Annotated in this window: 18 protein-coding genes; 5 read left to right on the top strand and 13 right to left on the bottom strand. The window is 48.0% G+C overall.

What is annotated here, in order from left to right:
• Positions 1–7: 7 nt before the first annotated feature.
• The 6 genes from C7R91_RS16675 to C7R91_RS16650 all read right to left on the bottom strand — a co-directional run bounded on the left by C7R91_RS16675 (position 8) and on the right by C7R91_RS16650 (position 5,276).
• Positions 8–349, bottom strand: a complete 342-nt coding sequence (locus C7R91_RS16675; protein WP_047072982.1) for a hypothetical protein — start codon at positions 347–349, stop codon at positions 8–10.
• Positions 350–494: 145 nt separating this feature from the next.
• Positions 495–1,388, bottom strand: coding sequence for a YybI family spore inner coat protein (locus tag C7R91_RS16670; RefSeq protein ID WP_047072984.1), 894 nt, complete (start codon positions 1,386–1,388; stop codon positions 495–497).
• 115 nt (positions 1,389–1,503) lie between these two features.
• Positions 1,504–2,715, bottom strand: a complete 1,212-nt coding sequence (locus tag C7R91_RS16665) for a hypothetical protein (RefSeq protein ID WP_047072986.1) — start codon at positions 2,713–2,715, stop codon at positions 1,504–1,506.
• Positions 2,716–2,852: 137 nt separating this feature from the next.
• Positions 2,853–3,188 carry a YuzD family protein gene (locus tag C7R91_RS16660; protein ID WP_047072988.1) on the bottom strand — a complete coding sequence of 112 codons (336 nt, stop codon included), beginning with the start codon at positions 3,186–3,188 and terminating at the stop codon, positions 2,853–2,855.
• Between the two features lie 29 nt (positions 3,189–3,217).
• A complete protein-coding gene (locus tag C7R91_RS16655; protein WP_047072990.1) occupies positions 3,218–4,351 on the bottom strand; it encodes a bifunctional cystathionine gamma-lyase/homocysteine desulfhydrase in 1,134 nt (377 codons plus the stop codon).
• Between the two features lies 1 nt (position 4,352).
• Positions 4,353–5,276 carry a PLP-dependent cysteine synthase family protein gene (locus C7R91_RS16650; RefSeq protein ID WP_047072992.1) on the bottom strand — a complete coding sequence of 308 codons (924 nt, stop codon included), beginning with the start codon at positions 5,274–5,276 and terminating at the stop codon, positions 4,353–4,355.
• 195 nt (positions 5,277–5,471) lie between these two features.
• Here C7R91_RS16650 and C7R91_RS16645 point away from each other — a divergent pair, with 195 nt between their 5' ends.
• Entirely contained in the window at positions 5,472–5,699 is a 228-nt protein-coding gene (locus C7R91_RS16645) for a NifU family protein (RefSeq protein ID WP_007715787.1), read from the top strand.
• 51 nt (positions 5,700–5,750) lie between these two features.
• On the opposite strand, the gene C7R91_RS16640 is transcribed toward C7R91_RS16645, so the two are convergent.
• The 3 genes from C7R91_RS16640 to C7R91_RS16630 are packed head-to-tail and all read right to left on the bottom strand — an operon-like array spanning position 5,751 to position 8,669.
• Positions 5,751–6,671, bottom strand: a complete 921-nt coding sequence (locus C7R91_RS16640; RefSeq protein ID WP_047072993.1) for an alpha/beta hydrolase — start codon at positions 6,669–6,671, stop codon at positions 5,751–5,753.
• On the bottom strand, positions 6,668–7,627 hold the full coding sequence (locus C7R91_RS16635) for a 2-hydroxyacid dehydrogenase (RefSeq protein ID WP_047072996.1): 960 nt from the start codon (positions 7,625–7,627) through the stop codon (positions 6,668–6,670). The genes C7R91_RS16640 and C7R91_RS16635 overlap by 4 nt, the downstream gene beginning before the upstream one ends.
• On the bottom strand, positions 7,584–8,669 hold the full coding sequence (locus tag C7R91_RS16630; protein WP_047072998.1) for a YutH/CotS family kinase-like spore coat protein: 1,086 nt from the start codon (positions 8,667–8,669) through the stop codon (positions 7,584–7,586). The genes C7R91_RS16635 and C7R91_RS16630 overlap by 44 nt, the downstream gene beginning before the upstream one ends.
• 164 nt (positions 8,670–8,833) lie before the next feature.
• On the opposite strand from C7R91_RS16630, the gene C7R91_RS16625 reads away from it, so the two are divergent.
• A complete protein-coding gene (locus tag C7R91_RS16625) occupies positions 8,834–9,349 on the top strand; it encodes a phosphatidylglycerophosphatase A family protein (protein WP_047073000.1) in 516 nt (171 codons plus the stop codon).
• On the opposite strand, the gene nucF is transcribed toward C7R91_RS16625, so the two are convergent.
• The 4 genes from nucF to C7R91_RS16605 form a co-directional block, all read right to left on the bottom strand.
• Positions 9,344–10,123, bottom strand: coding sequence for a 5' nucleotidase NucF (gene nucF, locus C7R91_RS16620; protein WP_047073001.1), 780 nt, complete (start codon positions 10,121–10,123; stop codon positions 9,344–9,346). The genes C7R91_RS16625 and nucF overlap by 6 nt on opposite strands.
• A gap of 171 nt (positions 10,124–10,294) precedes the next feature.
• A complete protein-coding gene (locus C7R91_RS16615; protein WP_047073003.1) occupies positions 10,295–11,536 on the bottom strand; it encodes a DUF4073 domain-containing protein in 1,242 nt (413 codons plus the stop codon).
• 329 nt (positions 11,537–11,865) lie between these two features.
• Positions 11,866–12,495 (bottom strand): helix-turn-helix transcriptional regulator, encoded by a 630-nt coding sequence (locus tag C7R91_RS16610; protein ID WP_047073393.1) that lies wholly within the window; start codon positions 12,493–12,495, stop codon positions 11,866–11,868.
• 113 nt (positions 12,496–12,608) lie between these two features.
• On the bottom strand, positions 12,609–13,043 hold the full coding sequence (locus C7R91_RS16605; protein WP_047073004.1) for a DUF86 domain-containing protein: 435 nt from the start codon (positions 13,041–13,043) through the stop codon (positions 12,609–12,611).
• A 242-nt stretch (positions 13,044–13,285) separates the two neighbouring features.
• Between C7R91_RS16605 and glpX the strand changes: the two genes are divergently transcribed.
• The 3 genes from glpX to C7R91_RS16585 all read left to right on the top strand — a co-directional run.
• Complete coding sequence (gene glpX / locus C7R91_RS16595; protein ID WP_047073006.1) at positions 13,286–14,260, top strand: class II fructose-bisphosphatase; 975 nt, start codon at positions 13,286–13,288, stop codon at positions 14,258–14,260.
• A gap of 12 nt (positions 14,261–14,272) precedes the next feature.
• Positions 14,273–14,542, top strand: coding sequence for a DUF3055 domain-containing protein (locus C7R91_RS16590; protein ID WP_047073008.1), 270 nt, complete (start codon positions 14,273–14,275; stop codon positions 14,540–14,542).
• 153 nt (positions 14,543–14,695) lie between these two features.
• A partial coding sequence (locus C7R91_RS16585) for a hypothetical protein (protein WP_106786207.1) occupies positions 14,696–15,030 on the top strand: 335 nt, incomplete at its 3' end.

Raw genomic sequence — 15,030 nt, 5'->3', positions numbered from 1 at the left:
TGCTGGTTTATCGCTTTTGAACACGTAAAACAGGTACTTTTTTTGGTTCAAAGGTGTCTGCCAGTACCTTCTCTTGAATGACATTCAGCTTCAGCAAGCTCGAAATTTTCCCGGTATCGGCCTTCGACATGAGGCGCCAAAGCGAAGGATCCGGCAAAGCGTTGTAAAGGCGATCATCGTTGTATTCTCGCCGCTCCTGATAGGAGATCACCAGCTTGTATTCGCCTTCTTCTGCGCTGCCTGCTTCGCTGTAAGCTTCGATCAGTTTACTCCGCAGCTCGTTTAACTCTTCCTCTACCTGCTTCTGAATTTCCTTCAACTCGTAGTAGCGAGCAATCGGTTGGTCCATCCGCTCTTCCTCCTTTGGTTACCCCTGTACCCAAAATCCATATGAGAAAAAGTCGGTTGATAGAACCAGTCGCTGGCAACGAAAAACAGCCTCCTTTTTCATTTCCGTCATGAAAAAGGAGGCTGCGGATCAAGCTCTACCATTATTACTTTTCAATCATCGTGTTGATCGCTTCACCCGGGTGTTTTTTCAAGAAAGTAGAATACTCCACTTCCCATGGATTCCATTTGCCGTCACCTTGGTAGCCCCATACGGAGTTGATGCGGGAAACGGTATCTGTGTTGTTCATTCCTACAAGTCGTTGCTCCCCGACCAGCTCAAATGTGCCGTTCGCATCCATATCGACTGGAGTCAAAGAACCGAATGGATAGGAGAATACAGAAACAGCATCTTCTGTTGGCTGTACTTTGCCCGCTTTGTCATACAGCTTGGCAGCTACGTATACATCCTGGTTCGCACTTACGTCAAGCGTCAGCGGCTTATCCAAGTGGGAGCCTTTGCCCTCTACTTTAAAGCCATCCACGAATTTCCCCTCGTAACGGATTCCTTCGTTTTCTTTTTCACCAAAAATCACGGCTGGTTTGTTGTTTTCAAAAGTAGCGATTACGTGGCTGTAAACACCGCCGCTTCCGCCAGTCGCTGTTTTCACGAAGGCATCCGCAACATGATCACCCGTGAAGTCTACGAGGGTCAGCTCGCCTTCATAGCCTCCCAGCTCTTTGATATCGGTTTGGCTATAAGCGCCGGATTTTCCGTCTTTCACTACGATGTTCATATTGGAAGAATAGATGTCATCCGCTTTTTCTTTTTCACCAATCAGGTATACGACGTCATCCTTCTTATCGCCATTCACGTCAGCCGTCTTTTGATCGATCACATAGGTGTTTTTCGCAAGCTTCAACTCAGCTGCGGCAGAAAACTGCTTTCCTTTTTCAGAATCTGCATGAGCTATTTGTGTATTCATTGCAGAAAATCCAGCTACGCCTACAACTCCTGCAAGCAGCAAATATGTAACAGGCTTCATCCATTTTTTATTCATCGTTATGGCCTCCACTAAATGTTAGGTTATTGGTTACATTTACTACTATAGGACGAAGCCTGCTCTATTTCGTTACAGAATGTTTACGAATGATATACAAAAAGTAAACAGCACGTTACTTGATGTTATCCAGCACACTTTTGATTATGGCTGGCGAGTCCTGACGGATGTTCAGATTGTAATGCTGTCTGACCGCATGATAGACGGCATCTACGTTTTTGCCGCTTTTATTTTTGCGATAGGCAGCCACTTGCTTGGCAAACTTCGGATGATGGATGAGATCACGGCTCCAGTCCCATACGCGGGGCTTCATCGCATCCTTTCGTGCTTGGTCGAGCAACTGCGGGAATCGCGGGATCATCCATTCACGGATGCTTCTCGCTGCATTTTTGTATTCGGCTGTTCCATGAAGTGCGTAGTTTCGATAACTCAAATAAGGCTCTCCATTCAACTGGATGAACTGTGCCGCGTAGTCGGACAGCATGCTTTCATTCAGCTCCACTTGATAATACTCCCATCCCCTGTCCGTCTTTTTCCCCGGCATAATAAGCGTGATAAAATAAAACAGGTCACCATACGTACCAGAATCCACGTATGGTTCCGGACCAGGGTTCATACTAAGTAGTGTGTGCGGATCAAGGTTCATAGTAAGTAGTGTCTGCGGATCAATATACTTTTCTTTGTCTACTACAAAACCAGGCACCCCTACCTCAACAGCCCAGCGAACGGCAACATTTTCTGAATCCTTCAGGTCAATTCCACCGTGATAGGGTCGGGTCTTCCCAAACATGCGATAAAGCACTGTAGCTACGAATTCCTTTGTCGCTAATCCATCGTCAATCTCGTTTGGCATGACGTATCCAGCCTGAACGAGTGGCTGCAAACGAGCGTTCATTTCGATTTGCGCACGGGCTTCCCGTAATTTTACCCGCTCATCCGAAAAACCCTTTACATTGTCGATCTGGCGGTCCATGTCTTCCATATTGGCGTCTGTGGGATATGCTGGAGAGAGTATTCCGATAAAGTGATAGACATTCCATAGAAAGCCTTTTTTAGAGGTTTGAAATTCATCGATATTAACGTGCATGTCATTTATATAGTCAGTAGAAGAATAAGGACGTAGTCCAAAAGGTATCGGTTGTGGATTCGTAATCGATATTTCCTGTTCTTTCGAAAACAAGTACTTTTCTGGATTCGGCGGAATCTCGTATGTAATCATGTAATCAGATTCTGCTTCTGCGATATTTTGAGTGGAAGTAGGAGCCAGTATCCCCGCAAAACACAGCGTACAAATTAGCACACCACTCAGTATTGTTTTTCCATCCATACCAAAAAACACCCTTCGCTATCAATATTGTTAGATAGACGTAAAAATGAGCTGTTCGGTTTCGCACAGATTGAAAAAAAGCGACCAGGCTCATGCATCTGGTCGCTTTAAAAAATGATTGTAGTTCCCTCTATGGTTTATTCGGCATCTGCTGTCGAAGCAATCGGCTGCACGCCCATGCTCTCCAGCTTTTCATAGATGTCCTTTAATTTCGGATTTCCCTCACCGACAATTTCCCCGGAAATTACGACAAGCGGATACCATAAATCTTCCTCGATAATGCGATTCGCCCAGCTTTTGTCATCGTCTGTCTGCGGCTGTTGAAAGTCGCTATAAACGATGCGGATGCTGTCACTCCCATATTTGCGAGAGAGTGCCGCCTCCAGCCACTCGGCTGTTTCCTTTGCAGATGGCAAATTGACGCAGCTTGCGCACAATTGCTCTGTCCCAAAAACCTTGATATCGACAGTCACTATATCCGCCCTCCCCCGGGTCAGCTAGCTTAGGACAATGCTTGGTCCAGATCCTCGATCAAGTCCTGAACATCTTCAATACCAACAGAGATGCGTACCAAGCCATCCGTAATACCGAGCTCAGCACGGCGCTCTGCCGGGATAGAAGCATGTGTCATGCGTGCAGGTACGCTGATCAAGCTCTCCACTGCACCCAGCGATTCTGCCAGCGTGTAGTATTTTACCTTTGCCAACACTTCGTCAGCACGCTCTGCGCTGCCTACGTCGAAGGAAATCATACCACCGAAGCCACGCGCTTGCTTTTTGATCAGCTCATGACCGGAATGGCTAGACAGACCAGGATAAATGACGCGTTTGATGTCGCTGCGCTCAGACAGCCATTTTGCCAGTGTACGAGCATTATGCTCATGCTCTTCCATCCGAATTCCCAGCGTCTTCATACCGCGCAGCAAAAGCCAAGAATCCTGTGGTCCAAGCACACCGCCAATTGCATTTTGCACAAAATGGAGGTCTTCGCCCACTTGCGCATCTTTTGCTACAACCAGACCTGCTACCACGTCGCTGTGTCCGCCCAAATATTTCGTTGCGCTGTGGAACACGATGTCAGCACCGAGATCCAGCGGATTTTGCCAGTATGGTGTCATGAACGTATTGTCTACCACGAGCAGTACGCCTTTTGCTTTCGCGATGCCTGCCAATGCGCTGATGTCGCTTACTTTCAGCAGCGGGTTTGTTGGTGTTTCCATAATGATTGCTTTGGTTTCCGGGCGAATTGCCGCCTCTACTGCTGCCAAATCGCTTGTATCTACATAGGTTGCTTCCAGACCCATACGGGAGAAAACACGTGTAACGACGCGGTAAGTACCACCGTATACATCGTCACCTACCACGAGATGGTCACCTTTGTTGAACATGGAGAGGATGGTAGAGAGTGCCGCCATACCAGAACCAAATGCAAAGCCGCGTGCGCCGCCTTCGATTTCTGCGATGTATGTTTCCAATGCGTGACGGGTCGGGTTCCCGGTACGGGAGTATTCGAAGCCCTTGTGAACGCCAATGGCTTCCTGTTTATAAGTACTTACCTGGTAAATTGGAACGGATACGGCTCCTGTATGTGGATCTCCATCGATTCCGCCATGGATCAGACGAGTTTTGATACGCATCTTAAATTCCTCCCTGGTAAATTTTCTTGCTCAGATAACGTTCGCTGCCGTCGGCAAACAGTGTAACGATATTCGTCCCTGGAGCTGCTTCTCTTGCTTCGCGCAGTGCCGCTGCCATGGCTGCACCTGAGGAGCTGCCTACGAGCAAGCCTTCCTTGGCAGCCAGCTGCTTAACCAGATCGAATGCTTCCACATCGAGAATCGTGTGAATGGCGTTGAAGTAGCTCGTATCCATGAACGGAGGCAAAAACTCCATGCCGATCCCTTCTGTTTTGTGCGGGCCGGATTCTCCTCCATTCAAGATGGAACCCTCTGGCTCGACAATGACCGTTTTTACGTTTGGGTTTTGTTCTTTCAGGTAGCGAGCAGCCCCCATGAAAGTACCGCCAGAACCAGCGCCTGCCACAAATACGTGTACTTGGCCGTCCATTTGACTCCAAATTTCCGGACCTGTTGTTTTGTAGTGTGCGTCCGGATTCGCCGGGTTAGCAAATTGCTGTGGAACAAAAGCACCTGGAATGGATTCTGCGAGTTCTTTTGCCTTGGCGATTGCACCCTTAATCCCGAGCTCTGTCGGTGTATTGACGACTTCTGCTCCGAGGGCACGCATCAGCTCTTGCTTTTCCTCGGAAAACTTCGCTGGTACGCAGAAAATGACTTTATAACCAGTTCCTACAGCGGCCAGCGCTACACCAATTCCTGTATTTCCTGCTGTCGGTTCAATAATGGTACCACCTGGGGCCAATTGGCCGTTCTCTTCTGCGGCACGAATCAGCTCCATGCCCAGTCTGTCTTTTACGCTGCCCCCTGGGTTAAAATATTCCAGCTTGGCGAACAAGCGGACACCCTCTGGAAGCTCAAATTGAGTAATTTCGACGATCGGCGTATTACCAATCAATTCCTTCACATTGCGAAATACGTTCACGAAGATCTGACTCCTTATATTGAAGTACTTGCTTCTTTCTTTTTCATTATAACATGCAAAGATTACAAAAAGTCCATGCTGCTAAACTTCGGTGTGTCAACGAAACTTCAAAGTGTCAACAGGGCATGTAAGCCATGGATTTCTCACCATGGTATGATTATAATAAAGGAGAGGTTGGAAAGGAGTGAATGTAACATGGATATCATGGATCAAGTACAAGAAGTTCTCGATAAACTGCGTCCTTACCTGCAACGTGACGGCGGAGACGTACAACTCGTTGATGTAGAAGATGGCATCGTGAAGCTGCGCCTGATGGGTGCTTGCGGTAGCTGCCCTTCCTCTACCATCACCCTGAAAGCAGGAATCGAGCGTGCACTGGTGGAAGAAATCCCAGGGATCAAAGAAGTTCAACAAGTATTCTAATCCAGTCACATCGACATGAAAGCAGCTACAGCAACCGCGTAGCTGCTTTTTTCATTTCCTCTTTTCCCTTCCTTTTTCAAAAAAGGCAATGATACGCTTCCCGTATTCGTCAGGAACTAACGCATAGCTGCGGACGTGACTCGCTCGTGGTACGATCCAAATCTCGGAATCTTCGTCTTGAGTCAGCTCAAAGAGTCGTTCGCTGTTTGCCAGGGGGATCGTCGTATCGCCTGTCCCGTGTATAAAAAGAATAGGTTTTTTCGCTTGCTGGACTGCCTGATACGGATTGACGTCTCGCGGGTTGGCTCCTAGCAAAACAGGACACAAGGTAAGAATGAGCCAGTTGAATGGAAAGCGGGGCAGGCCCGTCCACTGCGGCAAGTTCTCAGCCAAGTATTCACGCAAGGAATAAAACGGTGAATCTGCCACAATCGCTGTGATGCGTTCATCCACTCCGCCAACCATCAAAGAGGTTGCTGCCCCCATCGAAAATCCGACGAGACCAAGTCTGTGCTCTGGCTTCTTCGCTGCTGCAAAATCGATGGCCCCAAGGAGGTCTTGCTGTTCTCGAAGACCAATCGTAGTCAGTGCTTTGCTGGACTCCCCGGAATTGCGAAAGTCGAACATCAATACATCAAAGCCGGCCTGAACCAGTCTTGCAGCCAGAGACAACGCTGGCAGATGTGGCTCTAATCTGTTTTGACTATACCCGTGAGCAAAGATCAGCGTGCTTCCATTCGAAACTCGCCCATTTTTTTCTGCCGACAAATACCATCCAGCCAACGAAATCGTCGTTTCCCTGCTCGAAAAAACAACCGGCTCAACCTGTTCGATTCCAAAATCTCGGGGTTCCATGTGAATCGGTTTTCGTACAGGATGCGTCAAGCGCCAGGTTACATGAAACGAAACGGCTACTGCTGCAAGCAAGAGCAGCGCGAAGAGTCCTGAAAGTAAAACAAAGAACGTGTTCATACCGCAGTCAGTGGTCCCCTTCCACTTAGCACCTCTACGATGTTAGCAGCAGCCAGCCTCGCCATCTCCGCCCTCGTTTGCACAGTTGCACTACCAATATGTGGAAACGCGACTACATTCGGCAGCTGCAAGAGCGGGTTATCCATTGGGACAGGCTCAACCGCAAAAACGTCCAGGCCAGCCGCCCAAATTTTCTTTTCAACCAACGCTTGATACAATGCGGACTCATCGACTGTCCCACCACGAGAAACATTGATAAACACAGCGGTTTCTTTCATGAGCGAAAACTGTTTTTCCCCCATCAGCATGCGCGTGTCCTCTGTCAGCGGTGTAAGCAGAACGACGTAATCGGACTCTTGCAGAAGCTCCGCCAAATCCGCATACCGTGCCCCTGTCTCTTGCTCAGCCTGCGGTTTGCGATTCCGGTTGTGATACAAGATTCGCATGCCAAATCCTTTGGCGCGTCTCGCCACAGCTTCCCCAATTCGCCCCATTCCGATAATCCCCAGAGTCGAACCATATACATTTTGTCCAGCCATGAGAGTCGGACTCCACGATGTCCATTCGCCCTGTAATAAAAATCGGTTGGCTTCCGTCAATCGTCGGCCTGTCGCCATCAGTAAAGCGAAAGCCAAATCGGCAGTAGACTCTGTTAGCACATCGGGCGTGTTGGTTACGATGACCTCGTGTCGTCTGCACGCTTCCAAATCAATATTGTCGTAACCGACCGCCATGTTCGCCACGATACGGAGTCGTTTTGTACTCGCCAAAAATTCTTCGTCCACTCGTTCTGTCAGCATGGTCAAGACGGCATCTACATGTTTAATCTTTTCCAGCAACAATTCACGCGGGATTGGCGCATTTTTTGTCCATTGTTCGACTTCGGCTACTTTTTCAAGCATCGCGATCACTTCAGGATTGAGTTTCCTCGTAACGAAAACTTGTTGCTTGATCATCTTTTTTCCTCCACAACCAGTCAATTTGTGGAATGGATACGTCATAACGCTGTGCAATGAATAATGGGTACTTTCGAAGTCCGTCTTCCATTTTGGTTAGCTCGTCTTCCAGCTGCGTTTGCCATGCTTGAATGTTGACTTCCTGGCGCTCTTCTACTGGCAACTCCATATAAGTTTCTACGAGCTTCAAAAACCTGCCTGGGTAGAGCATGAGCGCATAAATCACGGCATATTCAGCGGGAAGCAGAGCAGAGACGCTGTTGTAGCCATCGAGAAAGCTGGACACAGCCTCTTCATTCCAGCCGTTTCGCTTTGTCTCGGCTTTGATCCACTGCCCCACATCGCGAGTACGCATATCAAGAACCCAGTTCCATTCACCTGCCATTAGACGTACATCCTTCTCTTTCCATAGCATATACCCTTGATCAAAATTTTGGTAGGCTACTTTCCCGAGACTCGCTGTTTCCTTCACGACTTTATCGTATCCGGCATCCAACAAATATTGAACGGACAATTCCCCGAGCTGAGTAATGTACGTGAAGCAGGTCAACAAATATTCATCCATTGGCGCGAGCTCTACATTTTCCTCATCCATTTCATCCCGGTACTCATTAAAATTCCGCAGCTTTTTGCGCCACATGCTCGGCCAGTTGCCAAGAGAGCTATAGGGTATAAACATCTTGTCAGATGAAAAATCACTCGTGGCCTGATGGAACTTCGCGAGTGACTGACCACTGGCATAATATGGATTTTCGGGAACCGCCTCTCGCACGCCTCTGTATAAATAGTAAAGCTGCTCATCATCAACGATGTGAGCCTGCCCGCTTGTTGTGTTGACCAGCTTTAACAAGCGAATGTTTTGCTGTTGGCTTAAATGTTTTTTTACTTTCTCAATAAACTTACTTTTGTATTTATATCCGGCTGGCGCCTCGAACATGTAGAAAAGGCCTCGATCCGTTTCCAGTACCTTGCTTGCCCCCGTCGTACGATATCCCTGAAGTTCAAATCCGTACTTCTCTTGAAGAAGCTCTTTTTCTTCCATACAGTTGTTCACCCTCCTTGCATACTGCTCTTCTGGCATTGTATGTCGGTAGATCGGGATAGGTGCCTATCTGTATGCAGATACTAGATGCATTCATGCCGACTTTCTGGGTGCTGAAAAGTCGACTATTTGAACACGCACGTGAAAAAGGAGGAACCGCAAGCATGAGTGAGCATCCACTAAATAGCGAGAGTTGTCTAGATTTCGTTATTGAGCTATTGGAAAAACGAGGAGTCAGTTTGAACGACATTGCTGAAATTGTCATGTTCCTGCAGTCACAATACATCCCGGACATCAACTTGGAGTTGTGTCTCGAGAGTGTCGCGTCCGTCTTGAAAAAACGTGAGGTCCAAAACGCGTTGCTGACCGGGATTCAGCTCGACATCCTCGCAGAACAAAAGCAGCTGCTGCCTCCGCTCCAGGCGATTATCGAAACAGACGAGCCCTTATACGGTATTGACGAGGTACTCGCCCTCGCCATTGTCAACCTGTACGGGAGCATCGGATTCACTAACTTCGGTTATGTAGACAAGCTGAAGCACGGCAAACTCGCCGAACTCAACGACAAGCGTTTTGGTGTCCATACTTTTTTGGACGATCTCGTCGGAGCGGTCGCAGCCGCCGCCTCCAGCCGCATTGCCCACCGCCAGAAGCAGCAGGAAGAATGCGCCGAATCATAGTGAGATTCGCTGCTGCCATTCCGGCAAATTTTCCGCAATATGGGTAGGCGAAGCATGATGCTTGTCTGCTTCTTCGCGCGTGGAATAGCCTGTCAAAACGAGCAAGCTGTCCAAGCCGCTGTTGGCACCTGCCTCAATGTCCGTATATAAATTGTCCCCGACGATCAGCGTATCAGCCGCAGCAATACCAAGCTGATTCAGAGCGTAACGGACAATAATAGACTCTGGTTTGCCAATCACGATTGGTTTGGTCGCGGAGGCAACGGAGACGGCTGCCACCAGTGAACCATTGCCAGGGAACAGACCGGCATCTGTCGGCAGGGCTGCATCTGCATTTGTAGCGATAAAAGTTGCTCCTGCACGGATAGCACGTGCGGCGATCGCCAGTTTTTCATACGTAAACGCACGATCAATCCCGACAATGACATAAGCCGGGTCTTCCTCTGTAATCACATAGCCTGCATCCGTGAGCTGATCATGCAAGCCCGCCTCTCCAATCACGTACACGCGTGTTCCCGCTGGTGCCTGCTCTTGTAAATACGTAGCAGTAGCCATACTCGTGGTATACACGTCGCTAGCCTGTGCTTCTATGCCCATTGCTACCAGCCGTTCTGCCACGTGCTGTGCAGAGGCTGAAGAATTGTTTGTCAGGAACAAATACGGAATTTGGTGTGTTTTTAAGTGGGTGATGAATGCTGCTGCTCCCGGAATCGCTTCTTTCCCCCGATAGATCGTCCCATCCAAATCAAGCAAATAGCCTTTATATTGTTTCACGTTGTTCCATCTCCTATCTGTTGTCGTAAGCCGGTTGAACAAGCTCTCCCCTGTTAGTGTAAACCTTCGTCCTTCCAATCGCAAAAAACAGGAAACGGCATTATACCGCTTCCTGTTTTTTGTTTAGGACCTGATCGGCCCTCTTCTAACGAACAATGTTCGTCAGTCCCGTTATTTCTTGAATTTGACCATAAGTGGCGTGCCGGCTTCCAGGTTCATTTCCCCTTTATGACGGACATACACGACCTGGTTTCCTGGAAATGTTGGTGGATTTTCGGGATCAAAATCCCGCCAGTTTTTTTGCTTGCCAACTGCGTACTCCATGTATTGCGTCGCGTTGACAAGCACATTATCATCATCGTCTGCCTGTACATCCGGCGGCAACTGCTCGATTTTTCCATTACGGATGCTGAGCTTCTTAATTACTTTGTCGTGTTGGTAGTCATACGCTTGGATGACGACATCATTACCGTACACTTGCAAGCGCAGCCCTTGCTTGAAAGCCCCTCCATCCGGCGTGACTTTTTCGCCACCGTCTGGACCGGCTGACATCCAACCCTTTTCAATGCCGGCCGTGTTTACGACAGTAAAGCCGCGTTTGTCTCCGCCTTTGACTTTCTTTTTGCCTGCCCAGTCCGGCAAGTTCAGATCCCAATGGGTGTGGCTCGAGAAGAAAACAACTTGCGGATAGTCTTTCAAGATGTCAAGGAGCTTGTCCACATCCAGGTAATCGTTCTTGTATGGATTTTGTCTGGAGCCCGAGACACTGTCCGGGAGCACATGGTGCGAGAATACAAAAATGGGCTTATTCTTGTCCTGCTTGCTGTAATGCTTCAGATTATCTTTCAGCCAATCCAGTTGCTCGTCGCTCATATATACTTCATCCCATAATTTAGGATCGTGGTATTTCATGTATTTTTCTGTGCCGAGGAAGAGAAAGGGATATCCATTGATTTCTTTTTGGTGATAGACCTTGTCTTCTCCGCTGAATTGGTAGAAGTTATCGAACAACTCTTCTTCCGTTGTGCCGTTTGGCCAGCTACTTTGTGCAAGCGTTTGGGGATTCTTCCACTTCGGCACATAAAACTCATGATTTCCGATGCTGTACCACACATTTTCAGGGTGAGGATTGTTATCGAGCACATCTTGCACGGCTTCATATTCAAAATCGTAGCCGCGAGGAGTAATATCACCGTTAATGATCAGTGCTTCGGACTTTGGATTTTCTTCATTGATGTCTTGCAAAACGTGATCAAAATCTTGGAGGTCTCCTTGAATGTCACTGATCACGTCAAATGTCATCGTCATCTTTTTCTCAGAAAATTTGTCTTTTGCATGTGCGGAATCAACAACTGGCAGAATTCCACCCAACAAGATGGCAGAAGCAGCTATACTTGATACCATTTTTTTCATTACGGATCTCTCCTCATCTGTTTTTCGTCACGACAGCTATCCGGCTAACCAAAATTATCTTGATATCATTCCGCCTTTCCGTTGTTTTTCTGTGTGTTTTGTTGTTTTTTACACCATAAATAGTAAATGTCCAACATAAAGAAAACGTTAAACCAACATTAAGATTGCTAGAATGAGAGCAAAAAGGTACTTAATACCTGCGTGATTCTAGAAAAAAAGGCACAGGACCCTAACCGAATCCTGTGCCTGCCTCGTTCTTATTTAGTACAGCCGGTTTTAAACAAAAGAAAAAATCCACCCGATTCGAGTGGACTGTCGTTATAACTATTTTATTTCGCTTCCTTGATGTGAAACACGCATTTGTCTCCGCCTTTTGCCATGCACGTGGTTTGCTCGACATTGGCTTTCAAAACCCGACGGAACAAGGAAAGCTCACAGCTACACGCTTGGTTGAATTCACGAGCTACTTGCGAGATTGGGCAATTGAACTCTTGAATCCGATAGCCGTCTCCATTTTCGTCCTTTTCCCATTCGACCATATAGCCTTTATCGTTTTGTAGCTCGGCCAGCTTGGCTACACGATTTTCCAAGTCACCTTGCATGTGGGAGCGATAAGTCTCCTCCAAGCGATTCTCGCGGCGTCTAAACAGCATCTCTATTTTGGACAAACCGTCGATTTCCTTTATGTCCTGTAAAAAATCTAATGTTAAATGAGAATAATTGCGCGGGAACAGCTCGTCTGCTTCCTGCGACAATGAATAAACATTCGTTGGGCGTCCCATCGCTTGCCGAACAAGCGTAGACTTGATCAAATTATCTCTCTCCAGGGTGTTCAAATGACGCCGTACCGCCATTTCAGTAATCCCTAGCTCGACGGCCATGTCGCTGACAGGGAGTGAACCTTTGACCTTGAGCATGTGCAGGATTTGATCACGAGTGGACGTTCCTTCGTTTGTCATACGTATCACCGTCCTTTCTCCCTATTGTAGTGGATGAAGACGTTTTAGTAAACAAACGAAAGTCTTTTGTATAAAATATCCGCTACGTTTGTGGATAGATTGAAAACATCTTTTTAAAAAAGTTCTTTTTTCAAGAAGGCTCTAACCTGTGGTTCAAACTGACGAATCATACCGGCAGCTTCTTCTACCAGGCTGTACATCTCATTGACCGGCACACTCGTATAATCATTGACCAGATGCTTGCGGAAATCAGTCACACGTGTCAGGATCAAAGCCTGTTCATCCGTGATGACTTGCTCATCCCGCAAAATTTCCACGATGTCGCTGTAGCTTCCTGGATCTCGCATAATGAATCCGTCGATCAGCGCATTTCCGACATCTACTATTCCTTCGATAGACAAGTGCAGGGCTCGCTCCATCGCAGCAACAGCTACTTCATCTGCCAAAACCGCTTTGGCTCCTCGTTCGCTGAGCTTGTCCAACAGATCAAGCATACGAGACATATGTTCCAATACTTGGTCGATTCGTTTTGTATTCACGTCGTACATATATTTCTCCTTACTTTCGCTTTTTTGATTTGCGTTTTGAGTAGTAAACGGTAAACACAAATGTTAGCACCAGGACGAGAAGCACCAATTCCCCTTCCTGCAAATAGGAATTGCTCACCGGTTTCACCTCTTTTCATCCCTCAGTATACCAAATTTGTACGACCTGTCACGAATCGGTGATAACTTTATGTTACAATGATGGGGTGAATTTTTGCCGGCAAGAATAAGGGGAGGAACATACTGTGGAACGCGAATTGGCTCTGGAAATTGTGCGGGTAACGGAAATGGCTGCACTCGCCTCTTCTCACTGGATGGGACGCGGGAAAAAGAATGAAGCAGATGGAGCAGCGACCAGCGCCATGCGCGCCATGTTTGACACGATCAACATGAGGGGTACCGTCGTCATTGGCGAAGGTGAACTGGATGAAGCCCCCATGCTCTATATCGGAGAAAAGCTCGGTAACCCGGAAGCAGGCGGACCTGAGGTAGATGTGGCGGTTGATCCGCTAGAAGGAACGACGATTGTCGCCAAGGGTCACAACAATGCCATGTCTGTTATCGCCATCGGCGACCGTGGAACACTGTTGCATGCACCTGACATGTACATGATGAAAATGGCCGTTGGCAAACGTGCTGCCGGATTAATCAACCTTTACGATCCCGTGGATAAAATGATAGAGGTTGTAGCAAAAGCAAACAACAAGCGCGTGCAAGATGTAACGGTCATTATTCAGGAACGCGACCGCCACCAGGCGATTATTGACGCCATTCGTGAAAAGGGTGCGCGAGTGAAGCTTTTTGGAGATGGCGATGTGGGTGCTGCGATTGCTGCCTGTCTGCCGCATACAGGGATTGACCTGTTCTTGGGGATCGGTGGTGCGCCAGAGGGCGTGATCAGTGCCGCGGCGATCAAGTGCCTGGGTGGCGACATGCAAGCCCAGCTCAAGCCGCAAAACGACAGCGAGCGCGAGCGCTGCATCAAAATGGGGCTCGACAATCCGGAGCAGCTTTTGATGCTGAACGATCTGGTCAAAGGGGACGACGCCATTTTTGCGGCAACAGGCGTTTCTGATGGAGAGCTGTTGCAAGGCGTCCGCTATCTCGGCGATGATATGGTGGAAACTCATTCGATCGTCATGCGTGCCAAAACCAAAACCATCCGCTTTGTCCGCGCTGTACACAATACCGAACACAAACCAAATCTTTTATGGAAGTAGAGGGACACCTATATGGCAAATGATTTGTTCTACTTGTACGACGAGGCGGAGGATACTCGAACGCGCTTCGTCAGCTTCATGGGAGAAGCTACCCGTTTTGACCTCGCGATTACGACGACCAACCGTTTTTATGGGAAAGCGATTGTCATCAACATTCAAAATGGGCGCTCCGCTATTATTGGACATGATGATCTGGAAGAAGAAGGCTATTTGGAATTCGCGTTCAACTTGAACGAGCGCGAAGCCGAAGAATTGAAAGCATTTTTGGAAGCAGCCATTTAATTCACCAAAGGAAGAGCGAATGCGGGCTCTTCCTTTTTTTATTTGTAGCCCCCGCCCATTTCCTGCTGGACAATGCTCCTTACAGGCAAATGCCTCGTATACTGCTACTGCACAGATGCACAGACAGATAACGAGAGGAGTGCCAATCGCAACATGCAACCTTATCCATACGATCAAAACCAATACGATCAAACTCAATATGATTCAAACGAATACGATCAAAACCAATTTGTTCCTGCCCAATATGACCAGTCACCTTATTACTCAGCAGACCAGGATTTTCAATACATTCCAGAGGATCAGGCTCATCCCGTTTTTTTCCGAAGAAGACGTGGCCCTGAGGTCGTTGTCGTCCCACAGCCATATCCTTGGTGGGGATGCAATACATGCTGGCCTGGCTATTGGCCTACATGGGGAGGCTGGCCTGGTTGGAATCCCGGCTGGGGTGGAGCACCCGGTGGTTGGGGTGGGGCACCTGGTGGCTGGGG

The sequence above is a fragment of the Brevibacillus formosus genome, from assembly GCF_003013405.1.
GTDB lineage: Bacteria > Bacillota > Bacilli > Brevibacillales > Brevibacillaceae > Brevibacillus > Brevibacillus formosus.
Note: the sequence above shows the minus strand (reverse complement) of the source record. Positions and strands in the feature narration are given on the sequence as shown.

Bases quoted from the DNA above. Each gene is read 5' to 3' on its own strand.
- C7R91_RS16675 (WP_047072982.1), bottom strand. From the start codon at position 349: ATGGACCAACCGATTGCTCGCTACTACGAGTTGAAGGAAATTCAGAAG.
- C7R91_RS16670 (WP_047072984.1), bottom strand. From the start codon at position 1,388: ATGAATAAAAAATGGATGAAGCCTGTTACATATTTGCTGCTTGCAGGA.
- C7R91_RS16665 (WP_047072986.1), bottom strand. From the start codon at position 2,715: ATGGATGGAAAAACAATACTGAGTGGTGTGCTAATTTGTACGCTGTGT.
- C7R91_RS16655 (WP_047072990.1), bottom strand. From the start codon at position 4,351: ATGCGTATCAAAACTCGTCTGATCCATGGCGGAATCGATGGAGATCCA.
- C7R91_RS16645 (WP_007715787.1), top strand. From the start codon at position 5,472: ATGGATATCATGGATCAAGTACAAGAAGTTCTCGATAAACTGCGTCCT.
- C7R91_RS16640 (WP_047072993.1), bottom strand. From the start codon at position 6,671: ATGAACACGTTCTTTGTTTTACTTTCAGGACTCTTCGCGCTGCTCTTG.
- C7R91_RS16635 (WP_047072996.1), bottom strand. From the start codon at position 7,627: ATGATCAAGCAACAAGTTTTCGTTACGAGGAAACTCAATCCTGAAGTG.
- C7R91_RS16630 (WP_047072998.1), bottom strand. From the start codon at position 8,669: ATGGAAGAAAAAGAGCTTCTTCAAGAGAAGTACGGATTTGAACTTCAG.
- C7R91_RS16625 (WP_047073000.1), top strand. From the start codon at position 8,834: ATGAGTGAGCATCCACTAAATAGCGAGAGTTGTCTAGATTTCGTTATT.
- C7R91_RS16615 (WP_047073003.1), bottom strand. From the start codon at position 11,536: ATGAAAAAAATGGTATCAAGTATAGCTGCTTCTGCCATCTTGTTGGGT.
- C7R91_RS16610 (WP_047073393.1), bottom strand. From the start codon at position 12,495: ATGACAAACGAAGGAACGTCCACTCGTGATCAAATCCTGCACATGCTC.
- C7R91_RS16605 (WP_047073004.1), bottom strand. From the start codon at position 13,043: ATGTACGACGTGAATACAAAACGAATCGACCAAGTATTGGAACATATG.
- C7R91_RS16590 (WP_047073008.1), top strand. From the start codon at position 14,273: ATGGCAAATGATTTGTTCTACTTGTACGACGAGGCGGAGGATACTCGA.